Annotated in this window: 24 protein-coding genes; 23 read left to right on the top strand and 1 reads right to left on the bottom strand. The window is 65.0% G+C overall.

Going from position 1 to position 20,572, the window contains the following annotated elements; translation table 11 throughout:
• From fliF to BSY17_RS08740, 5 genes are read left to right on the top strand one after another with little or no spacing between them, the layout of a single operon-like run.
• Complete coding sequence (gene fliF / locus BSY17_RS08760) at nt 1-1,740, top strand: flagellar basal-body MS-ring/collar protein FliF (protein ID WP_069065225.1); 1,740 nt, start codon at nt 1-3, stop codon at nt 1,738-1,740.
• Entirely contained in the window at nt 1,733-2,749 is a 1,017-nt protein-coding gene (gene fliG / locus BSY17_RS08755) for a flagellar motor switch protein FliG (RefSeq protein ID WP_037474054.1), read from the top strand. Before fliF ends, fliG begins: the two co-directional genes overlap by 8 nt.
• Nucleotides 2,736-3,383 carry a FliH/SctL family protein gene (locus tag BSY17_RS08750; RefSeq protein WP_069065224.1) on the top strand — a complete coding sequence of 216 codons (648 nt, stop codon included), beginning with the start codon at nt 2,736-2,738 and terminating at the stop codon, nt 3,381-3,383. Before fliG ends, BSY17_RS08750 begins: the two co-directional genes overlap by 14 nt.
• Nucleotides 3,380-4,708 (top strand): FliI/YscN family ATPase, encoded by a 1,329-nt coding sequence (locus BSY17_RS08745; RefSeq protein ID WP_037474050.1) that lies wholly within the window; start codon nt 3,380-3,382, stop codon nt 4,706-4,708. The genes BSY17_RS08750 and BSY17_RS08745 overlap by 4 nt, the downstream gene beginning before the upstream one ends.
• Nucleotides 4,705-5,130, top strand: a complete 426-nt coding sequence (locus tag BSY17_RS08740) for a hypothetical protein (RefSeq protein ID WP_037474048.1) — start codon at nt 4,705-4,707, stop codon at nt 5,128-5,130. The genes BSY17_RS08745 and BSY17_RS08740 overlap by 4 nt, the downstream gene beginning before the upstream one ends.
• Before the next feature lie 351 nt (nt 5,131-5,481).
• On the opposite strand, the gene BSY17_RS21250 is transcribed toward BSY17_RS08740, so the two are convergent.
• Nucleotides 5,482-5,889, bottom strand: coding sequence for a hypothetical protein (locus tag BSY17_RS21250; RefSeq protein ID WP_150125757.1), 408 nt, complete (start codon nt 5,887-5,889; stop codon nt 5,482-5,484).
• A 598-nt stretch (nt 5,890-6,487) separates the two neighbouring features.
• On the opposite strand from BSY17_RS21250, the gene BSY17_RS20905 reads away from it, so the two are divergent.
• The 18 genes from BSY17_RS20905 to queE all read left to right on the top strand — a co-directional run bounded on the left by BSY17_RS20905 (nt 6,488) and on the right by queE (nt 20,565).
• Complete coding sequence (locus BSY17_RS20905) at nt 6,488-7,381, top strand: flagellar hook-length control protein FliK (protein ID WP_083217088.1); 894 nt, start codon at nt 6,488-6,490, stop codon at nt 7,379-7,381.
• 28 nt (nt 7,382-7,409) lie between these two features.
• On the top strand, nt 7,410-8,030 hold the full coding sequence (locus BSY17_RS08730) for a flagellar basal body-associated FliL family protein (RefSeq protein ID WP_037476206.1): 621 nt from the start codon (nt 7,410-7,412) through the stop codon (nt 8,028-8,030).
• Between the two features lie 51 nt (nt 8,031-8,081).
• Nucleotides 8,082-8,966: a flagellar motor switch protein FliM gene (locus BSY17_RS08725; protein ID WP_069065222.1), complete on the top strand. Its 885-nt coding sequence runs from the start codon at nt 8,082-8,084 to the stop codon at nt 8,964-8,966.
• The gene (fliN, locus tag BSY17_RS08720; protein ID WP_037476210.1) at nt 8,963-9,298 is read left to right on the top strand and encodes a flagellar motor switch protein FliN; all 336 of its coding nucleotides are present in this window, start codon (nt 8,963-8,965) and stop codon (nt 9,296-9,298) included. The genes BSY17_RS08725 and fliN overlap by 4 nt, the downstream gene beginning before the upstream one ends.
• Before the next feature lie 88 nt (nt 9,299-9,386).
• Nucleotides 9,387-9,650 (top strand): FliO/MopB family protein, encoded by a 264-nt coding sequence (locus BSY17_RS08715; protein WP_069065221.1) that lies wholly within the window; start codon nt 9,387-9,389, stop codon nt 9,648-9,650.
• 94 nt (nt 9,651-9,744) lie between these two features.
• Nucleotides 9,745-10,506 (top strand): flagellar type III secretion system pore protein FliP, encoded by a 762-nt coding sequence (fliP, locus tag BSY17_RS08710; RefSeq protein WP_037476215.1) that lies wholly within the window; start codon nt 9,745-9,747, stop codon nt 10,504-10,506.
• A gap of 106 nt (nt 10,507-10,612) precedes the next feature.
• Nucleotides 10,613-10,885, top strand: a complete 273-nt coding sequence (gene fliQ, locus BSY17_RS08705; RefSeq protein WP_037476216.1) for a flagellar biosynthesis protein FliQ — start codon at nt 10,613-10,615, stop codon at nt 10,883-10,885.
• On the top strand, nt 10,882-11,664 hold the full coding sequence (gene fliR / locus BSY17_RS08700; protein ID WP_069065220.1) for a flagellar biosynthetic protein FliR: 783 nt from the start codon (nt 10,882-10,884) through the stop codon (nt 11,662-11,664). The genes fliQ and fliR overlap by 4 nt, the downstream gene beginning before the upstream one ends.
• Nucleotides 11,665-11,666: 2 nt before the next feature.
• The gene (gene flhB / locus BSY17_RS08695) at nt 11,667-12,803 is read left to right on the top strand and encodes a flagellar type III secretion system protein FlhB (protein WP_069065219.1); all 1,137 of its coding nucleotides are present in this window, start codon (nt 11,667-11,669) and stop codon (nt 12,801-12,803) included.
• Nucleotides 12,804-12,880: 77 nt separating this feature from the next.
• Nucleotides 12,881-13,333: a hypothetical protein gene (locus BSY17_RS08690; RefSeq protein ID WP_069066865.1), complete on the top strand. Its 453-nt coding sequence runs from the start codon at nt 12,881-12,883 to the stop codon at nt 13,331-13,333.
• A gap of 71 nt (nt 13,334-13,404) precedes the next feature.
• Nucleotides 13,405-14,808 carry a flagellar filament capping protein FliD gene (gene fliD / locus BSY17_RS08685; RefSeq protein WP_069065218.1) on the top strand — a complete coding sequence of 468 codons (1,404 nt, stop codon included), beginning with the start codon at nt 13,405-13,407 and terminating at the stop codon, nt 14,806-14,808.
• A gap of 17 nt (nt 14,809-14,825) precedes the next feature.
• Nucleotides 14,826-15,221 carry a flagellar export chaperone FliS gene (locus tag BSY17_RS08680; RefSeq protein ID WP_069065217.1) on the top strand — a complete coding sequence of 132 codons (396 nt, stop codon included), beginning with the start codon at nt 14,826-14,828 and terminating at the stop codon, nt 15,219-15,221.
• 156 nt (nt 15,222-15,377) lie between these two features.
• Nucleotides 15,378-16,574 carry an aspartate aminotransferase family protein gene (locus BSY17_RS08675; protein ID WP_069065216.1) on the top strand — a complete coding sequence of 399 codons (1,197 nt, stop codon included), beginning with the start codon at nt 15,378-15,380 and terminating at the stop codon, nt 16,572-16,574.
• A gap of 115 nt (nt 16,575-16,689) precedes the next feature.
• Nucleotides 16,690-17,619: an ornithine carbamoyltransferase gene (gene argF / locus BSY17_RS08670; protein WP_069065215.1), complete on the top strand. Its 930-nt coding sequence runs from the start codon at nt 16,690-16,692 to the stop codon at nt 17,617-17,619.
• A gap of 96 nt (nt 17,620-17,715) precedes the next feature.
• Nucleotides 17,716-18,618, top strand: coding sequence for an Hsp33 family molecular chaperone HslO (gene hslO / locus BSY17_RS08665; protein WP_069065214.1), 903 nt, complete (start codon nt 17,716-17,718; stop codon nt 18,616-18,618).
• Between the two features lie 141 nt (nt 18,619-18,759).
• On the top strand, nt 18,760-19,164 hold the full coding sequence (locus tag BSY17_RS08660) for a DUF3617 domain-containing protein (protein ID WP_069065213.1): 405 nt from the start codon (nt 18,760-18,762) through the stop codon (nt 19,162-19,164).
• A 49-nt stretch (nt 19,165-19,213) separates the two neighbouring features.
• Nucleotides 19,214-19,906, top strand: coding sequence for a 7-cyano-7-deazaguanine synthase QueC (queC, locus tag BSY17_RS08655; RefSeq protein WP_069065212.1), 693 nt, complete (start codon nt 19,214-19,216; stop codon nt 19,904-19,906).
• An 11-nt stretch (nt 19,907-19,917) separates the two neighbouring features.
• On the top strand, nt 19,918-20,565 hold the full coding sequence (gene queE, locus BSY17_RS08650) for a 7-carboxy-7-deazaguanine synthase (RefSeq protein WP_069065211.1): 648 nt from the start codon (nt 19,918-19,920) through the stop codon (nt 20,563-20,565).
• Nucleotides 20,566-20,572 lie beyond the last annotated feature (7 nt).

Below are 20,572 nucleotides of genomic sequence, written 5' to 3'. Positions count from 1 at the left end.
ATGAGCGAGAACGCACTCACCATCGACGGCGGCAAGCCCGCCCTCCCGGCCCCCGCTTCGGCGGCCCGCAACGGCCTCACCGGCATGGCTGCGCTCAAAGCGCGCTTCACCGGCCTCATCCAGCAACCGGCGGTAGCCAAGAGCCTGCCGCTGCTCGGCATGCTCGGCGTCGTCGCGCTGGCGGGCCTTGCTTGGCTGGCGCTGCGCGAACCGCCCCAGCGCGACCTGTTCCGCGCCTTGCCCGACGCCGACAAATCGGCCGTCGCGCAAGTGCTGGAGCAGGCCGGCATCCCCTTCGACTTCGACAAGTCCGGCAGCATGACCGTGGGGGAGGATGATTATTTCAAGGCGAAGATGATGCTCGCTGCCCAGGGCCTGCCCAAGAGCGCGCCCGACGGCAACAGCATGATCGACAGCCTGCCGATGGGCGCCTCGCGCGCCGTCGAGGGCGAAAAGCTGCGTTCCGCCCGCGAAATGGACCTCGCCCGCACGATCGAGGCGATCGACAGCGTCGAAAGCGCCAAGGTCCACCTCGCCGTCGAACCGCCCAGCGTCTTCCTGCGCGACCGGGCCAAGCCGTCCGCCTCCGTCATGCTGCGGTTGGCGCAGGGCCGCACGCTCACCGACGCACAGGTCAGCGCGATCGTGCATCTCGTCGCGTCCTCCATTCCCGACCTCTCGCCCGACCAGATTTCGCTGGTCGATCAGAATGGCCGCCTGCTCAGCAATAATGACGGCGACGCCGCCGACGATCGCCAGCTCTCGATCCAGGGCCGGATCGAGGATCGCTATCGCCAGTCGGTGATCGCGCTGCTCACGCCGATCCTTGGCCAGGGCAATTTCTCCGCCGAAGTCCATGCCGAACTCAATTTCGCCGAGCGCCAGGCGACCCGCGAAACCTTCCCGCAGGACGAAGCGCGCCTGCGCGTCGAACAGGGCACCTGGGCATCCGACCCGCGTGGCCAAGGCGCAGGCGGCGAGGCGTCGGGCATCCCCGGTGCGCTCACCAACCAGGCCCCGGTCAACCCGACCGTGACCCAGACCAACCCCAATGGGCAGGCCGTGCAGCAGGGCGAAACCGCCGCGCAAACCCCCGGCACCCCGCCCAATCCGCTGATGAAGACCGAGGAAACCTTCAACCGCAGCTTTGAACTAGGCCGTGAAGTGTCCGTGACCAAGGATGCGATCGGCACCGTCAAGCGCCTGTCGGTCGCCGTGGCGCTCGACACCGGCGCGGATGGCAAGCCGCGCACCGCGCAGGAAATCGCTGCCCTGGAAGCGCTGGTCAAGGGCGCGGTCGGCTTCGACCAGACGCGCGGCGACGTGGTCGCGCTCTCCTCGCGCAGCTTCCTCAAGACGCCCGAAACCGTCATCCCCTGGTATGAATCCGACTGGATGAACCCGCTGGTGCGCAACGGCACCGCCCTGCTGGTTGCGCTGCTGCTCGTCTTCGGCATCGGTCGCCCGCTGCTCAAGCGCCGCGCCGCCGCTCAGGCCGCCGCTGCAGAGCAGACCACGCAGGAAGGCCAGCGCATCGGCCGGGAAATCTCGTCCGAACTCACCAAGCAGGTGGTCGAAGCGCCCGATCCCGAACGGCCGGTCACGCTCGACATGATCTCCTCCACCTATGACTATGCCCAGCGCGCCGACCTCATTCGCAACTTCGTGAAGCAAGATCCCGACCGCGCCGCCCTCGTCGTCCGCGACCTCCTCAAGGAGGGGAAGAAGGAAAATGCCTGAGATCGTTCCCGGTCGTCCCGAAGCGCTCAAGGGCAGCGCCGCCGCCGCCGTCCTGCTGATGCTGTTCAACGAGGATGAAGCCGCGCAAATCCTCTCCCGGCTGGAACCGGAGGAAGTGCGCCAGCTTGGCTATGCCATGTATGATGTCGCCGATGTCGATCCCGAAGAGGTCAACGAAGCGCTCGACCATTTCGTCGCCAAGGCCAAGAAGCGCACCACCATCGGCTATGGCGCGACCCGCCATATTCGCGGCGCGATGACCAAGGCACTGGGCGAGGAACGCGCCGAAACCATATTGGCGCGCATCACGCCGCCGACCCGCTCCACCCAGCTTGAGATGCTCAAATGGATGGATGCCAAGGAAATCGCCGTGTTGATCGAGGCGGAGCATCCGCAGATCATGGCGATCGTGCTCGCCCATCTGGAAGCACCCGTCGCCGCCGACGTGCTGCAATTGCTGCCGTCCGAATATCAGGAGGAGATCGTCTATCGCATCGCCACCCTGGGGCCGGTGTCGAACGAGGCGCTCGAAGATCTGGAGCAATTGCTGATGCGCGGTCCGGTCGGCAAGCAGGGTGCCGCGTCGCAGCGCGGCGGCACGGTCGAAGCGGCCGCGATCATGAACAATGTCCGCAAGGATAATGAGCAGCGGATCATGAAGGCCGTCGCCAAGCGCGACAAGATGATCGCCCAGACCATCGAGGAGGAGATGTTCGTCTTCGATAATCTGGTGGACATGGACGACAAGAATCTGGGCGCACTGATGCGGACCATCGACAACACCGTGTTGGTCGTCGCGCTCAAGGGCGTGAACGATATGCTCAAGGGCAAGATTTTCGGCAGCATGTCCGCGAGAGCGGCGCAGGCGATCGCCGACGAGATTGAAGAGCGCGGCCCCATCCGCCTCGCCGAAGTGCTGGAAGCGCAGAAACTGATCATCGCCACCGCCCGCCGCATGGCGGATGCAGGCACCATCATGCTCGGTGGCAAGGGGAATGACTTTGTCTAGGATTTGGGGTGCCGAAGCAGCCCGCGATTTCGCGCCAGTCGCGGTCGCCGGTTTCGTACAAAGCGAGAGCAGCGGTTTCCGCAGCCTCTACACCGCCCATCCTGGCGCGCAGACCGCGACGATCCGCGCCGCCATGGCGGACGCCGAACCCGTGGTCGACCTGGTCGAAGAAGCGCGGATGGAAGCCTTCACGCTCGGTTTCGACGAAGGTTGCCGCATCACCGCCGAAGCCCATGGTGCCGACACGGAAATCCGCGAACGGCTGGCGGAATCGCTGGCCTCGCTCGCGCCCGCGCCCAGCGGCATGCTCTCCACCATGCTCTCCGCTACGGTGGTCCGCCTGGTCGAACAGATTGTCGGCGAGGTCGAGATCGACATCGAACGCCTCGTGCAGCGCTGCGATACCGTCGCCGCCTTCATCGAGGATAATGACGAAAAGGGCGCGCTTCACCTCCATCCCGACGATATCGTCATGCTGGAAGGCGAACAGATCGGCGTGAAGCTGGTGCCCGACAAGGCGATGCAGCGCGGCTGCGTCCGCTTGGAAACCGCCGAAGGCTGGGTCGAGGATGGCCCGGACGTGCGCCTCTCGCGCCTGCGCGCACTGCTCGATGATATGGAGGGCAGGCCATGATCCGCGCCGCGCTGGCCCAGGCCGAAACCTTGTTCGATCATTTGCAGGTGCAGAACCGCGCGCCGCGCCATGTCGGCCGTCTGGTCAGCCATGATGCGGGGATGCTGGAAGTCACCGGCTTCCGCCGACCGATCGGCGCAGGCGCGCGGGTGATCGCCAGCGACGGCACGATCGCGCGCGCCGAAGTTGCGGGCTTTCGCGGCGGTCGCACCCTACTGGTGCCGCTCGACAGTGACGCGCCGCTCGAAAACGGCGCACGGGTCGAACCCGACAGCCAAGCCAATATGGTGCAGGTGGGCGAAGGGCTGATTGGTCGCGTGGTCGATGCCATGGGCCAGCCGCTCGACCGCAAGGGGCCGATCATCGCGGGCGGCGTCTGGCCGCTCAACGGGGTCAAGGGCAATGTCCTCGATCGCGGCCGTGTTACCGAACCGTTCGATCTCGGCGTCCGCGCCGTCAACGCGCTGCTCACCGCCGGGCGTGGCCAGCGTATCGCCATCATCGCCGGGTCCGGCGTCGGCAAATCGGTGCTGATGGGCCAGATGATCGCCGGGGCCGAAGCAGACATCGTCGTCGTCGGCCTGATCGGTGAACGTGGCCGCGAAGTCAGCGACTTTCTCGAAACCAAACTCAAGCATACGATGCACAAGAGCATCGTCGTCGCGGTGCCGGCCGATCATCCCCCGGTGCTGCGCTTGCGCGCAGCCGCGCGCGCCACCGCCATCGCCGAATATTTCCGCGCCCGTGGCAAGAAAGTGCTGCTGCTGATCGACAGCCTGACCCGCTGCGCCCATGCCCAGCGCGAAATCGGCCTCGCCCTTGGCGAACCGCCCGCGATGAAGGGCTATCCGCCATCGGCTCTCGCGCTCATCCCGCGCCTGGTCGAACGGGCCGGGGTGGACGCCCGCACCGGCGGCTCGATCACCGCGCTTTATACCGTGCTGGCCGATGGCGACGACACCGACGATCCGATCGTGGACGCCGCCCGCGCCATTGTCGACGGGCATTTCGTCCTGTCGCGCCATTTGTCCGAACAATCCATCTTCCCGGCCATCGACGTCGGCAAATCCCTGTCGCGCGTCATGGCCGACGTGGTGCCCGACGATCATCGCATGGCCGCCGCCAATTATCGCCGCCTCTGGGCGGCTTATGAGGAAAATCGCGATCTCATCCTGATGGGCGCCTATCGCCCCGGCAATGATCCGGTGATCGACGAAGCGGTGCAGCGCCGTCAGGAAATTCTCGACTTCATCCGGCAGGACCAGAAAAGCCGCATCGACCTCGACACCAGCGCCGCCGCGCTTATCGCCGGGTTCGGCGCATGAAGGGGCTGGTGTCCCGCCGCCATCGCGTGCTGCGCGTGCGCCATGTCCAACATGCCATGGCGGTCGCCGAAACGGCGCGCGCGCGCGACGAGGCCGATGGCCTGGCGCGCAATATCGAGCGGCTCAACAAGGTCCGCTACGAACTGTTCGAAACGCAAGGGGCCGCCACTGGTGCATCCTTCGCCGCGATGCAGGAACTCGCCACCCGGCTGGAGCAGGCGGGCCGCCAGCTCGACGGCGCGCTCTACGACGCGCGGCGCAAAGTGGAGAGCAAGGAAGGCGTGACGCTTGCCGCCAACCGCGAAAAGGAAATCGCCACCCGCCTCAAGGACCGCGCTCGCGCAAACCTTGAAGAATGGCGCGAAAACAAGCTGGCGGCCTTGCCGCGCTATCGCCGCATGCAGCGGACGGGGGATGCCTGACATGACGATGCTCGCCTCTATCAAGGCCTTGCTCTTCCCGACACCCGCCAGTGGGACAAGGAAGGGCGCCGCCGTCGCGCCAATGCCCGGCACCCCCGACTTCGCGCAAATGCTCGACGCGGCGACCGCCCCGCCGAGCGCGGCAGCGACGACGCCAAGCGCCGTAATTGCAGCGCCCAACGGACCGAGCCTAGCGTCGGGAGCAGCGTCTGCGACGCCCAGCACCCCCATCTCCGTGCCAGGAACACCGGTCTTAGCCGCAGAAGCCGTGCCTGCCACGCCCCGCGCCGCGCCTTCGGTTCCAGACGCTACGACCCCTGCGCTTGCCGCTGCATTTGCGGCGACGCCCGTTCAACCGCCCCGGCCTGAGCAGAGCGGACAGTCTCCATCCGCACCCGCCCAGCCGCAATCCGCTACACCGACCATGGCACCTAGCCCTATGGCGCCAGCCTTGCCCGGCGTGCCCGCCAAAGATTCGCGTATCACACCGGCACCGGCAGCGACGGACACACCGTCCCAGGAAACGCAAGACGCGCCCGCCGCGCCGCAGCCTGAGGCAGCGCCCGCCGCTGCACGACCTGCCGCCGCGCCTGCACGCCCATCGCCTGTCGATCGATCGCCGATCGAGCAGACGGCGGACAGCCCTTCGATGGTCACGACGCCCGCGTCGCCTGCGATCCAACCGGCCACCGCACCCGACGCCGCTGCACCAGTCCGCACACCGATAACGGATAGCGAAACGGACAGCGAAACGGACATAGAGTCGGCCGCGGCAGCCGGGCCTGAAAACGCCGAACCTTTGTCCGCTTCGCTGTCCGTTTCCGACGCGGCAGCACCGGCGCAGAACGCGGCAATCCCTCTCGCAACGCCAGTCCAGCCGTCCCTTCAAGCCCCGATCCGATCGGCCGAACCGGTCAGCCAAACCGATGCAGTCCACCCCGCGCAACCGGACGACGCTGCACCGCTAGCCGCTACTCGCCCCGATCGCCCGTTGCCTAAGGACGCCGTGGTTGAACAGCCCGCCCCGCTGCCGCTGCCCGACCCGACGGTCGCCGCGACCGGCATGGTCACAGCGCCTGCCCTACCGGTCCCAGCGCCGCCCATCGTCGCAGACACCTTGCCTGCGGGAGCACCTCTCATGCCTGCGCGCATCACGACGGCGACACCCGCACCCGCGCAACCGACCGTTCCAATGGAGGTTGGTGCCGCACCAGCCGCACCAGCCGCACCAGCCGCACCAGCCGCACCAGCCGCACCAGCAATGGCAACCGCCGGACCTGCGACAGTGCAGTCCGTTCCTGTGCCGCCTGTAGCGACCTCCAAGCCCGCGCCAGATCAGGCTACACCCGGTTCAACGATGACGGTCAGCGATCCAGGTCCGGCCCCGGTCGCCAGCCCCGTCGCGTCCACCGCACCGCAGAGCATCGCGCCAACTGACGTTACCGCCGCCCCGCTACCGACACCGACCGCCGATGCCCAGCCACCGGTGCAAGCGCCCGTCAAAGCCGAGGCAGTATCGCTGCTGCAACTGGTGCGCGATCATATGACTGGCCGCGCGGCGTCTCCGCAGCCGACGGAAGCCGTGCAGCGCCCGGACACCGATCAGGAGACCGCCGCTCTGCCGTTGAGCATGTCGCGTGCCGACACCGCAGCCGTGCCAACGCCGATCACGCTCCAACCCGTCGCACTCGCCCCAGTCCCACCCACGGCACCCGTTGCCGACCTGTCCGCCAGCCTTGGCGCGCAAGTGGTGGACATGGGCGTGTCGGGCCAGTGGATCGACAGTCTGGCCCGCGACATTGCGGGCCTCTCGGCCAATGGCGCGCAGGGCCGGTTTCAGATCAATGCCGACACGCTCGGCCCGATCCAGGTCGATATCCAGCAGGGTGACAAGGGCGCAATCGTCGCCCTGACCGTCGCCACCGATCTTGCCGAACAGGCGCTGCGCCAGGATGGCGACCGCCTGCGCCTCGATGCAGGCCTCGCCGCCGTGAAGATCAGCGAGGTGAAGATCGAGCGTGCGCCCGCCGCCACGGACGCCACTCGCCCTGATCCGTCGGGACAGAATGCGCCGGGCCAGCAACAGCAGCAGCAGGCAGGTCAGCCCGCCTTTCAGGGCCAGGGCCAAGGCCGCTGGCAGGCGCGCGAAAATATCGCGCAATCGCATAAAGCCGCCGACGACGCGGCCGTTCTTAACCATGCGGAGGCGGGCGACAACACCCGCGATGCCGCTCGCGCGCGCTACGCATGATCGGCCTTGAGCCTGGGGGACAGGAAGAATGAGCGACGAACCGAAGGCGAAGAAGAAAAAGGGCGGGGGCATGAAGATGATCCTGCTGGTCGTCATCGCCATGCTGATCGGCGGTGCGGGCGCGGCAGGCGGGCTCTATGCCGCCGGTTTCTTCAACCCGAAGGATGAAGGGCCAAAGGAAGATCCCAACAAACCCGTTCTGGTGCTGGCCGGCGAAAGCGCCGAGGATATCGCCAAGGCGCATGCCGCACCCCATGGCGACCCATCCGCAACGCATGGCGGCGCGCATGGCAAGGGCATCGACCTGCCGCCGCCCGCCAACCCCACCGCCTATCAGGCGACCTATTTCCAGCTGCAGACGCCCTTCACGTCCAACATGACGGACACCGACGCCTTTGCCCAGATTTCGCTGGCGGTATCGACCTATTATGATCTGCGGGTGATCGACGCGATCAAGACGCACGAAATGGCGATCCGCAGCCAGGTGCTGATGATGCTCGCCCAGCAACCCGAAGAGATGCTGGCGACGCCAAAGGGCAAGCAAGCCCTCCAGGCGAAGATCAAGGTGATAATTAACGATATTTTGAAGCAAAAAACGGGTTATGGCGGCGTCGATAACGTTTATTTTACCAATTTCGTTATTCAATAGCCCTGTCCAGAAGGCCGGGAAGTCCCCCGGCCCGCAGGGCAGGGGACAAAGATGGACGACGTTCAAACCTACGCCTTCGGGCGGGGGGATTCACAGGCACCGGTGATGTTGTCGGGGCTGGACCGGCTGGGCGACAAGCTCGCCCGGCGCATGCGCACGCTCATCGAACCGATATCGGGCACGCGCCCCCATGTCGCCGCGCATGAGACGCAGCTGATGGATATGGGCGTCTGGTCGGCCGCCATGCCCGCCTTTGCCAGCCTGTCCGTCTATCGCTTGCTCCCGCTCAAGGGGCAGGTGTTGCTGCATATGCACGCCGCCATGATCTCGACGTTAGTCGACTGCTTCTATGGCGGCCTTGGCAACCGGCCCTTGCCCTCGCGGGGCGAATTTACCCCGACCGAAGACCGGCTGATCGTCCGCCTGGCGGACGCCATCATCGCGCGCCTCGTCGAGACGTGGAGCGACGTCCTGCCACTCGATGCCAGCCTCGTCATGCGCGAAACCGGCGTCGGCTTCACCGCCAGCGCCCAGCCCGGCGATCAGATGGTCGTTCAGCGCTTCACCGTCAGCCTGACCCGTGAGCAGGAATGGCCGATCGATCTCGTCTTTCCGCTGTCCGCCTTGCGCGCCGTCGAAGCGCTGATGGGATCGAAGCTGCCGACAGACGACGAACAATGCGATCCGGTCTGGCAGGGGCGCATCGCCCGGCGGATGCGCGACATTCGCCTGCCCGCGCGCACCGTGCTGGCCCGGCCCCATCTCTCCGTCTCCGACCTCATGGAATTGAAGGTTGGCGATGTCATTCCCGTCACGATCGGCCGCTCGCTGCCGCTGATCGTGGGCAACCGCATCGTCGCCCATGGCAGCATCGGCGAACAGGATGGCCGCGCCGCCTTCCAGATTGAAAAACTCGTACAAGGATCCGACCAATGAGCGACATGAGCGAAGCCCCCCGGATGGAGCGCGCCGAAGATCCCGTCAGCCGGATGACGAATAATCGTCATTTCAAGCTGCTGGCCGACATTCCGGTCCGCATGTCGGTCGAGGTCGGATCGACTTCGCTGCGCCTCGCCGAAGTCATGGACCTTGCCGAAGGCAGCATCGTGGAACTGGATCGCCAGGCCGACGATCTGCTCGACATCATGGTCAATGGCGCGCTGATCGCCAAGGGCGAGGTGGTGACGGTCAATGGCCGCTATGGCATCCGCATCGTCGATATTGCGGCGACCGAAACCCGGCTGGCAGGCATCGAACGGCGCGGCTGATCGCACCGCATCGATTTTGCGCTTGCCTTGCGGATCGAAACTGCGGATCGCTTGGGTCCATTAACCATGAAGCGCGGGCGGCTCCATCATGTTCTGGTATTTCGTTAAACTGCTGATCCTCCTGCCGCTGGTCGGTGGCATGGCCTTTGGTGCACTATGGCTGTGGCGCAAATATCAGCCGGGCATGATGGGCCAGCAGGGCGACCGTTCGCTCAAGCTGCTCGAAGCCCTGCCGATGGGTGCCTTCGGCAAGCTCGCGGTGGTCGAATTCGAGGGCAAGAAGATATTGCTGTCGGTCACCCGCGGCCGCATTGAAAAGATCGCGGAAGGCGACGCTGTTCGTGTTCGCTAACCCTTTATCCGTCATCCCCGCGCAGGCGGGGATCCATCTCCCGACGTTTGCCACCAGATGCAAGGTTGGGAGATGGATTCCCGCCTTCGCGGGAATGACGTTGTTGGTTGTGCTGGCGTTGCTCTTTGTCAGCAACCCCGCCTTCGCCCAGGCGGCGCCTGCCGCCCCCGCCGACAATGGCGGCGCGCTGGGCCGCGCCATGGGCCAGATTTCGGGCGACGGCCGCTCGCTGTCACTGTCGCTGCAAATCCTGATCCTCATGAGCCTGCTGACGGTGCTGCCGTCGCTCGTGCTGATGATGACCAGCTTTACCCGTATCATCATCGTCCTGTCGCTGCTGCGTCAGGCGCTGGGCCTGCAACAGACGCCGCCCAACCAGGTGCTGGTCGGCCTCGCCCTGTTCCTGTCGCTGTTCGTGATGCGTCCCGCGATCGACCAGATTAACGGTCTCGCCTTCGACCCTTATGGCAAGGGCCAGATCACGATCGAGGAAGCGGTCGGCCGGTCGGGCAAGGTGCTGCACGGTTTCATGACCAAGCAAACCCGCGAGAGCGACCTCAAATTGTTCGCAAACCTCGCCGAAGCGCCCGCCTTCCGCACGCCCGCCGACATTCCCTTCACCATCCTGCTCCCCGCCTTCGTCACCAGCGAATTGAAGACCGCTTTTCAGATCGGCTTCATGATCTTCCTGCCCTTCCTCATCATCGATCTGGTCGTGGCTTCCACCTTGATGGCGCTGGGCATGATGATGCTGTCGCCGACGATCATCTCCATGCCGTTCAAACTCTTGCTGTTCGTGCTGGTCGATGGCTGGGCGCTGACGATGGGCAGCTTGGCGGGATCGTTCGCGACATGACCGTGGGTCGTCACCTGTTTTCGTTCGGTTCGAGCGAAGTCGAGAACCGTTCGCGCAATCGCTTCTCGACACGCTCGAAGCGAACGGGGTGGGGGTTCTAGTCCCGATGGACAATGCCGATTTCTTCATGGGCCTCGCCCAACAGGCGCTGTGGATCACCGCACTCGCGGCGGCACCCATACTGCTGCCCGCGCTGATCGCGGGCCTGATCATCGGCATGGTGCAGGCCGCGACCTCGATCAATGAACAGACATTGAGCTTCATCCCCAAAATCCTGGTGGTGGGCGCGATGCTTGCCTTGTTCGGCGGTTCGATAATGGTGCTGATCGCCGATTTCACCCGCGAGATATTCGACCGCATCCCGGACCTGCTGCAATGATAGCCCCCGGCTTTGCGGGGGTGGAGGCGCAGCTGTGGGTTTGGCTGATAGCGATGATCCGCCCCGGCGCGGCCTTCATCGCCGCGCCCGCCTTCGGCGCGCCCGCCGTCCCGCTCCAGCTTCGCCTGATCCTCGCGCTCGCGCTCGGCCTCGCCGCGCTCAACAGCGTCACCATCACCCTGCCGCAGGACGGCGTCGCCAGTTTCGAAGGCGTGATGATGGTCGCGGGCGAAGTGATGGCGGGCCTTGCGCTCGGCTTTGCGGTCCAGATCGGCTATGCCGCCGCCTTCGTCGCGGGGGAGACGATCGGCAATGCGATGGGCCTCAACTTCGCGGCGATGGTCGATCCTTCGTCGGGCCAATCGACCCAGGTGCTGGGCACCTTCCTCTCCATCCTCGCGACCTTCCTGCTGCTCGGCATGGACGGGCATTTGCTGCTCGCCAGCTTCGTGGTGCAAAGCTATCAAGCGATCCCGCCGGGCGCGGCGATGCTGTCGAACGACACGATCTGGCGCATGATCGAATTTGGCGGCGCGTTGCTGGGCGCGGGCGTCACCGTCGCCTTGCCGGTCGCCTTTGCGCTGGTGCTGGTGCAGATCGTCATGGGCATGCTGGCGCGCGCTGCCCCTTCGCTCAACCTGTTCGCCGTCGGCATGCCGGTCGCGATGATGGCGGGCCTTATTCTCCTCGCCATGGCCGTTCCGATCATGGCCGAAGGCATGACCGCCTCGATCAAGGCCGGACTTGAACAGGCCCGCATGATCGCGGAGGGGCAATAGCCATGGCCGGCGGCAATGAGGGCGGCGAAAAGACCGAGAAACCGACCCAGAAGAAGCTGGATGATGCCGCCAAGAAGGGCGACATTCTCCAGTCGCGCGAACTGGGCACGGCGATGGTGGTCATGGCGGGTATCGGCTGGCTCGCGGTTACCGGCCCATCCTTGATCGATTCGCTGTCCGACATGCTGGTCGAGGCGCTGCGCTTCCGGCGTGAGGACATTACCGATTTCTCCCCGGCGCAACGCGGGCTGGACCTGCTGACCGGCATCGCGCTGCCGGTGGCGGGGGTGATGCTGGCGACCTTCCTCGCTGCGATCGCTGCCCCGGCCTTGCTGGGATCGCTCGGCTTCCGCCCCGGTGCCTTCGCGCCCAAGGCGTCGAAGATGAATCCCGCATCAGGTCTCAAGCGCATGTTTGGTGCGCAAGGCCTGATCGAACTGATGAAGTCCATCGCCAAGATCGGCCTGCTCGGCGCTATCGGCATCTGGATGGTCTGGGACCGGCTGACCGAAATTACGGGGCTGGGCAAGATGGGCATCGGTCCTGCCATCGCCGACCTTGGCAATATGTTCATCCTCACCTGCCTGGTTATGGCGGGCGGGCTGTTCCTGATCGCGGGGATCGATGTCCCGGCGCAGATCATGCAGCGCGCCAAGCGCCTGGGCATGTCGAAACAGGATGTGAAGGACGAGCATAAGGAAAGCGAAGGCTCGCCCGAACTCAAGGGCCAGATCCGTCGCCGCCAGTTTGAGGTGCTGAACGGATCGACCCGCCAGGCGGTGGCCGAAGCCAGCGTCATCATCACCAACCCGACCCATTTCGCCGTCGCGCTGCGCTACAAGCCGGGCGTCGATGCCGCGCCGGTCGTGGTCGCGCGCGGCAATGACGCGATCGCGGCGGCGATCCGCGAACTGGCGGAACAGAATGGCGTCACCATCCTGCAATATCCCGACCTCGCCCGCGCCATCTACTTCACGTCGCGCGCCGGGCAGGTCGTCAATGAAGGCCTCTACATGGCGGTCGCCACCGTCCTCGCCTTCGTCTTCCGCGTCGAAAACCGCATGGCGAGCGAAATGGACCGCCCCTTGATCACCGTACCCGACGATCTGCGCTTCGATGCCGATGGGCGCAAGCCGTGACGAAAGCGTAATGGTGAATTAAAGTTTAGCCGCGCTCGTCCGTATTCTCTTCATGGGGACGCATTAGGATGTGCGTCATGAGCGACTATTTTACCCGTATCGAGTTGCCGCCGGTCGATCGGACCGCGCCACGCGCCATCTCGTCAGTGCAGGCCGTTCAGCCGATTGAAGCAGGGCGATCCGCCCCATCGCCCGACCGCGACGCCCGCGCGTCGATGCCACAGATCGACGTGGCGAGCGTAGACGAGGATGTCGCCAGCGCCGCCGAATATGTCGAAATCCACGCTCGCATCGCCGATATATTGGCGGACCTCGACAGCGGCACGTCGGTCGATGGCGCGGCGCGGTCCATCGACGCGATGTTGGCCCGGCCAATCATCCTGGTGCCGCTGCCGCCTGCCAGCAAGGAAGCGATCGAACATGCCGCCGTGATCGCCCGTCGCATGGTTGATCGTGCCGCCTACAGCCATGCCGCCCAGGCCCATGTTTCGCGCGGCGTCGTCGACCAGATCGTCACGTCGACCAATTGATAGCGCCCCTCGCAAATCATTCCTAAAGGTCTTCGCGCTAGCGCCGTTCTCTCCTCTGAAAGGACGACGCAATGGCATCGGTCAGCAGCAGCATTACCACGGCGCTCGGCGTCGGATCGGGTATCGACACCAAGGCGCTGGTTTCCAGCCTGGTCGCTGCCACGCGTGATCCCAAGCAGGAGGTCATCACCAACCGGCAGAGCCTGAACAGCGCGCGCATCTCCGCGCTCGCCTCGGCCTCCAGTTCGATCGACACCTTCGCCGATGCATTGAACAGCCTGCTCGCGGGCACTGGCTATGCCGGGACGCCCGCCTCCAATGATCCCAGCATCGCTACGGTCGGCTTGCTGCCGGGTGGCGTGCCGATGGGTCTGCCCGCCCAGCTAGAAGTCAAGCAACTTGCCTCGGCCCGCACGCTGGCATCGACCCCGGTTGTGGGCGCTACCGCTGCAACGGCCGTGGGGGAGGGGGAGATGATCCTGACCGTGGGCGGCCAGAGCGCGACGATCAGCATCACCGCCGCCAATAACAGCTATTCAGGCCTTGCCGCCGCCATCAACGAGGCGGGCCTGGGCGTTACCGCATCGGTAATCACCGATACGCAGGGGACGCGGCTGGTGATGAAGGGCGCCACCGGCGCGGCCAATGATTTTTCGCTGGCTTCGGTCAGCGGTACGGACTTGGCGAAATTCGCCTGGGAAGGCACGGATAGCGCGACGATGGCGTCGATGGCGACGCCCAAGGACGCGATCATCAGCCTCGATGGCGTGGAGCAGCGTTATGCCAGCAACACGATCGACACGGCGATCGCCCATCTGCGCATCGATTTGAACAAGGCAGCGCCGGGCACGCTGGTCACGCTGGCCTCGACCGAACCGACGACGACCATGCGCGACCTGATGGTCGAATTTGTCGATGCCTATAATACGCTGATGAAGGCGCTCAATACATCGACCAGCACGGGCGCGGATTCCGCCTCGTCCGGTGTCCTGAACGGCGAAGCGTCGATCCGGGACATGAAGCGGCAATTGTCGCAGATGACGTCCACCGCGCTGACCAGCAGCGGCACCTATCGCACCTTGTCGGACATCGGCGTCGCCACCAATCGCGATGGCACGCTCAAGCTCGACACCGACGTCCTCGACAAGGCGATTGCCGCCGATCCGTCGGCGATCACCCAGATGCTCAATCCGGCGGTCGCGACCGCGACCAACCCAGGCCTCGCCGGGATGATGGATGCGGTGCGCGACCGGGTACAGGTCAAGGACGGCGCGCTGGCGCAGGCACAGGTCAAATATGAGGCGCTGGCCAAATCCTTGAGTGAACAGCTTGAAAAGCTCGATACGCAGATGACCGATTATGAAGCGCAGCTCACGACCGTCTATTCCAAGATGGAAACGCGCCTGACGGCGCTCAAGGCTACGGAAAGCTATCTCAAACAGCAGATCGAAGCCTGGAACAACAGCGACAGTTAACGGGGACGAACGGGACCATGTTCTACAATCAGGGTTATGCAGGGGCGAGCGCGGCACGTCGATATGCGGCGGTGCATTCGGGCGGCCGGACCGAAGGGGCGACGCCCCATGCGTTGGTCAAGATCCTGTTCGACGAGCTGCTGATGGCGCTGGACGCCGCCGCGCTTGCCGAACGACAGGCGGACCGCATGCAGGTGTCGGACAAGCAGGCCCGCGCCATGTCGATCCTCTTTGCGCTCGAATCGAGCCTGGATCATGGCAAGGGCGGTGACGTTGCGCTGGGCCTGGCGCAAATCTATCGCGAGGCGCGCCGCCTGTTGCTGGTAGGGGCCAAGGGACGGGTGGCCGAGCCGGTCGATCAGGCCCGCGCCATGATTGCCGAGATTGCCGACGCCTGGAACCAGATCGGCTAAGGCCATCGCGATCGGACTGGCTTGGTTGCGGGGTTGCACCCCTTCCAAGCCGCCTGTATAGGCGATGCTCGCAGAGGGCGGCCCGGCGGGGTCGCCTTTTTGCGTTATATCTCCTGCGCCCAGGACGCGCAGCATCAAGCCAGAAAGGGAAGGCTCATGTCGATTACGCCGCTCATGCCCGTTTACCCCCGGTGCGATGTCCGTCCGGTGCGAGGCGAAGGCTGCTATCTGATCGGCGAACGCGGCGAACGCTATCTTGATTTCGCCAGCGGCATCGCGGTCAACCTGCTCGGCCATGGCCACCCCAAGCTGGTCAAGACGATCGCTGATCAGGCCGCGACGCTGATGCATGTGTCGAACCTCTACGGCATGCCGCTGGGGGAGAAGCTGGCGCAGAAGCTGGTGGACAACACATTTGCTGACACCGTGTTCTTCACCAATTCGGGTGCTGAGGCGGTCGAGTGCGCGATCAAGACCGCGCGTCGCTATCATTATGCCAATGGCAATGCTCATCGGCATAATATCATCAGCTTCGACAATGCCTTTCACGGGCGGACGCTGGGGACGATCTCGGCCACCAGCCAGCCCAAGATGCGCGACGGCTTCGAACCATTGCTGCCTGGCTTTACCGTTGTGCCCTTCAACGATCTCGACGCCGCGCTGGCGCAGATCGACGACAACACCGCCGGTTTCCTGCTGGAGCCGGTGCAGGGCGAAGGCGGCGTGACGCCTGCGACCAAGGCGTTTCTGGCCGGCCTGCGCAAGGCGTGCGACGAGCATGGCCTGCTGCTGATCCTGGACGAAGTCCAGTGCGGCTATGCCCGCACCGGCACCTTCTTCGCGCATGAACAATTTGGCATCATGCCGGACATCATGGCGGTCGCCAAGGGGATCGGTGCGGGCTTCCCGCTGGGCGCCTGCCTCGCCACCGAGGAAGCGGCGAAGGGCATGGTGTTCGGCACGCACGGCACCACCTATGGCGGCAATCCGCTCGCCATGGCGGTGGGCTTGACGGTGATCGAGGAAGTGCTGGCCGACGGGTTTCTGGACCATGTCACCGCCATGGGCGCGCGCCTGCGCGCCGCACTGGAACAACTCATCCCCAATCATGACGACATGTTCGAGGATGTGCGCGGCATGGGGCTGATGCTGGGCGTGAAGCTCAAGGACAGCCATGACGCCCGCAGCTTCGTGGGGCATCTGCGCGACCATCATGGCCTGCTGACCGTGTCGGCCGGGCAAAATGTGCTGCGCATCCTGCCGCCCCTCGTCATCGAGGAAAGCCACATCGCCGAAGCCATCGAGAAAATCTCCGCCGGTGCGCGGACATTTGTCGAAGCCAAGGCGGCCTGACATAATTCTTCCAACCCCGTTCGGTTCGAGCTTGTCGAGAACTGTTCTCGATACGCCTTCTCGACAAGCTCGAAGGCTACTCGAACCGAACGGGAGGGGAGTAGAGGGGAAACCCATGACCAAGCATTTTCTGAATCTCTCCGACGCAGGCGGCGATGCCATTGCCGCCATGATCGCTGACGCCATCGACCGGAAAGGCGCGCGGGCGTCCTGGCCCAAGGGGCGCGTCGATGCCGACGCACCGCTCGCCGGTCACACGCTGGCGATGATCTTCGAGAAGAATTCAACCCGGACCCGTGTCTCGTTCGACATGGCGATCCGCCAACTGGGCGGCACGTCGTTGATCCTCGATTCGGCCACGACGCAGCTCGGCCGTGGTGAGACGATCGCCGACACCGCGCGCGTCCTGTCGCGCATGTGCGACGCCATCATGATCCGCACCGACGATCATGCCAAGATCGAGGAAATGGCGCATTATGCGACCGTCCCGGTCATCAACGGCCTGACCGACCTGTCGCACCCCTGCCAGATCGTCGCCGACCTGCTCACCGTGGTCGAACATGGCGTGGCCTTGCCCGGCAGCCAGTGGGCGTGGCTTGGCGATGGCAATAATGTGCTGCACTCGATCATCGAAGCGGCGGGGCTGCTCAAGTTCGACGTGCGCGTTGCCGTGCCGGAGGGCTATGAACCCGACGCCTCTTTTGCGGCGGCGGCGCAGGCGCAGGGCGCGCGCATCAGCCTAACCCGCGATGCGGCAGAGGCGGTCGCCGGCGCGGACATCGTCGTCACCGACACCTGGATCTCGATGGGGCAGGCCCATGCCGAGGAAAAGCTAGCCGCGATGATGCCCTATCAGGTCACGCCCGCGCTGATGACGGGCGCGAAGCCGCAGGCCAAATTCCTCCACTGCCTGCCCGCCCATCGCGGCGAGGAAGTGACTGCCGGCGTGATCGACGGCCCGCAATCGCTGATCTGGGATGAGGCTGAAAACCGCATTCATGCCCAGAAATCGGTGCTGCTGTGGGCCTTGGGGCATCTTGGTTGAGTTTACGGGCGGGCTTCCTATCTAGGCGGCTTGCCCGCATCGTCCGATGCGGCCTTACGCCCCGCGCCATCGCCTGCGGGATCACGGAGCCTTGATGTGACTATCGCCCCCCATGTCGACCATGCCATCGGCTTCACCATAGCCTCGCGCCACGCGCGCGGTCGCCTCGTGCGGCTCGGCCCGGTGCTGGATGAGGTGTTGGCCGCCCATGCCTATCCCCCCGCGATCGAGCGGCTGCTGGCGTCGGCGCTGGTGCTGGCGGCGCTGCTCGGCGCGACGCTCAAGCAGGCCGACGGGCAATTGACGATGCAGGCGCAGACCGAACATGGCGTCGTTCGCCTGCTGGTCGCCGATTATAAGAATGGCGATTTGCGTGGCTATGCCAAGTTCGATGCCGACCGGCTCGCCGAACTTGGTCCCGACCCGACCCTGTTCGGCCTGTTCGGCAAAGGCTATCTCGCCATCACCTTCGACCAGTCCGTCACCGGCGAGCGTTATCAGGGCATCGTGCCCTTGGACGGCGAATCGCTGGGCGCAGCGGCCGAACATTATTTCTTCCAGTCCGAACAAATCCCCAGCGTCATCCGCATCGCTACCCGGCACGAACCCGGTGAGGGCTGCTACGCCGCCGGGCTGTTGCTCCAGCATCTGCCCGAAGGCGAAGTCGGCCGCGAACGGCTGCACGTCCGCCATGATCATCCCGAATGGGAGCATGTGCAGGCGCTCGCGGTGACGCTCAAGGACGAGGAACTGACGAACACGTCGCTCCCCTTGAGCGACATCGTCTGGCGGCTGTTCCATGAGGAAGAGGAAGTGCGCGCGACCGATCCCACGCCGCTGGCCAAGGGATGTCGCTGCGACCTGTCGCATATCCGCGACGTCATCGGCCGCTTCTCGCCCGATGATCGCGCCGAAATGGCCGACGAGCAGGGCATTATCGGCGTCGATTGCGCCTTCTGCTCACGGCTCTTCCCGCTTCGGGTCGACAGCTTCGCCTGACGCGGCGTCGTTACGCTAACGATATTTGTAATTTGGGCAGCGTAGCCGGTTCGCGCTATCAAAATGCCGTAATCCTACGGCATGGCGGACAGGGATGGTTGCGGCCCAGATGGCGCGTGACCCTTGATGGGAATATAGATCATGGGAAAGGCGGTTTGGCGCGCGCTCGCAGTGGCGGCGGCGATGACGGCAGCAAGCTGGGCTGGGGCGGCTGATGCGCCAAAGCTCGCGGCGCTCCAGAAGCTGGAACCGGGCGAATGGGAATTGCGCGGCCGGGGCAAGGGCGCGGAGACCCGCAAGCTGTGCGTATCGGACGTGCGCCAATTGCTGCAGATACGCCATGCCCGCGCCTCCTGCCGCAGCTTCGTGGTGAGCGATGAAGCCCAAGCCGCCAGCATCACCTATGATTGCGCGGCGGCGGGCAATGGCCGCACCGACCTGCGCGTCGAAACCGCGCGGCTGATCCAGATCAGCTCGCAAGGTGTGGTCGATGGTGCGCCCTTCGTCTTTGTCGCGGAGGGGCGTCGCATTGGCGCCTGCCGCTAAGCGCAGCGCCATGCTTGCGCTGGCGCGATTGGGGCAGTAGCGCGAAACCATGGTTGTCAATCAAGGAAAATTCGCCGTCGTCCTGCTTTCGGGCGGACTGGATTCGATGGTCGCGGGCGCATTGGCGCGCGAGGCGGGCTATCGTCTGCTCGCTTTGTCGATCGATTATAATCAGCGGCATCGCGTGGAATTGCAGGCAGCCTCGCGCGTCGCGAAATCCTTGAACGCGATGCGTCACATCGTCCTGCCGCTTGATCTGACTGCGTTCGGCGGTTCGGCGCTGACCGCCGACATCGCCGTGCCCAAAAGCGGGGTCGGCGACGACATCCCCATCACCTATGTCCCGGCGCGCAACACCATCTTCCTGTCGCTCACCTTGGGGCTGGCCGAAGTCGCAGGTGCCAGCGACATCTTCATCGGTGTCAATGCACTGGATTATTCGGGCTATCCCGATTGCCGCCCTGAGTTCATCGACGCCTTCCAGACGATGGCGGCGCTCGCGACCAAGGCGGGGGTGGAAGGTCACCCGATCCGCATCAAGACGCCGCTGCAATATATGAGCAAGGCCGACATCGTGCGTGAGGCCGACCGGCTGGGGCTCGATACCGGGATCAGTTGGTCCTGCTATGACCCGACGCCGGACGGCAAACATTGCGGCCTGTGCGACAGTTGCCGCCTGCGGTCAAAGGGGTATCAGGAAGCGGACCTGCCCGATCCCACCCTCTACGCCGCGCGGCCCTGAAAGCGCGCGCGATGAGCTATGCGGTCAAGGAAATGTTCCTGACGCTCCAAGGTGAGGGCGTGCAGGCCGGGCGGCGCGCGGTGTTCCTGCGCTTTGCCGGATGCAATTTGTGGAGCGGGCGCGAGCAGGACCGGGCGAGCGCCATTTGCCGCTTTTGCGACACCGATTTCGTCGGCACCGATGGCGATGGCGGCGGGAAATTCGCCGATGCCGATGCGCTGGCCGATGCCGCGCTCGCCTTTTGGGGCACGGCCGAGGCGGGCCACTATATCGTTCTGACCGGCGGCGAGCCGATGTTGCAGGTGGATGATGCGCTGGTCGATGCGCTCCACGCGCGCGGTTTCATGATTGCGATCGAGAGCAACGGCACGCTGCCCGTCCATCCCGCGATAGATTGGGTCTGCATCAGCCCCAAGGCGGGGAGCGAGGTCGTGCAGACGTCAGGCGATGAGTTGAAGCTCGTCTGGCCGCAACCGGGCGGCGGGCACAGCCTCGCCGATGTCGCGGCGATGGAGCATTGGGCCTTCACCCATCATCTGCTCCAGCCGCTCGATGATCCCCAGGCCCAGGATAATGCCCGCGCTTGTATCGCACTGGTCATGGATCGGCCGCGCTGGCGGTTGACGGTACAGGCCCATAAATATCTGGGCCTGCGCTGATCCGTCC

Source organism: Sphingobium sp. RAC03 (assembly GCF_001713415.1).
Classification (GTDB): Bacteria; Pseudomonadota; Alphaproteobacteria; order Sphingomonadales; family Sphingomonadaceae; genus Sphingobium.
The sequence above is the reverse complement of the archived record's forward strand: the minus strand, read 5'-3'. Positions and strand labels throughout refer to the sequence as shown.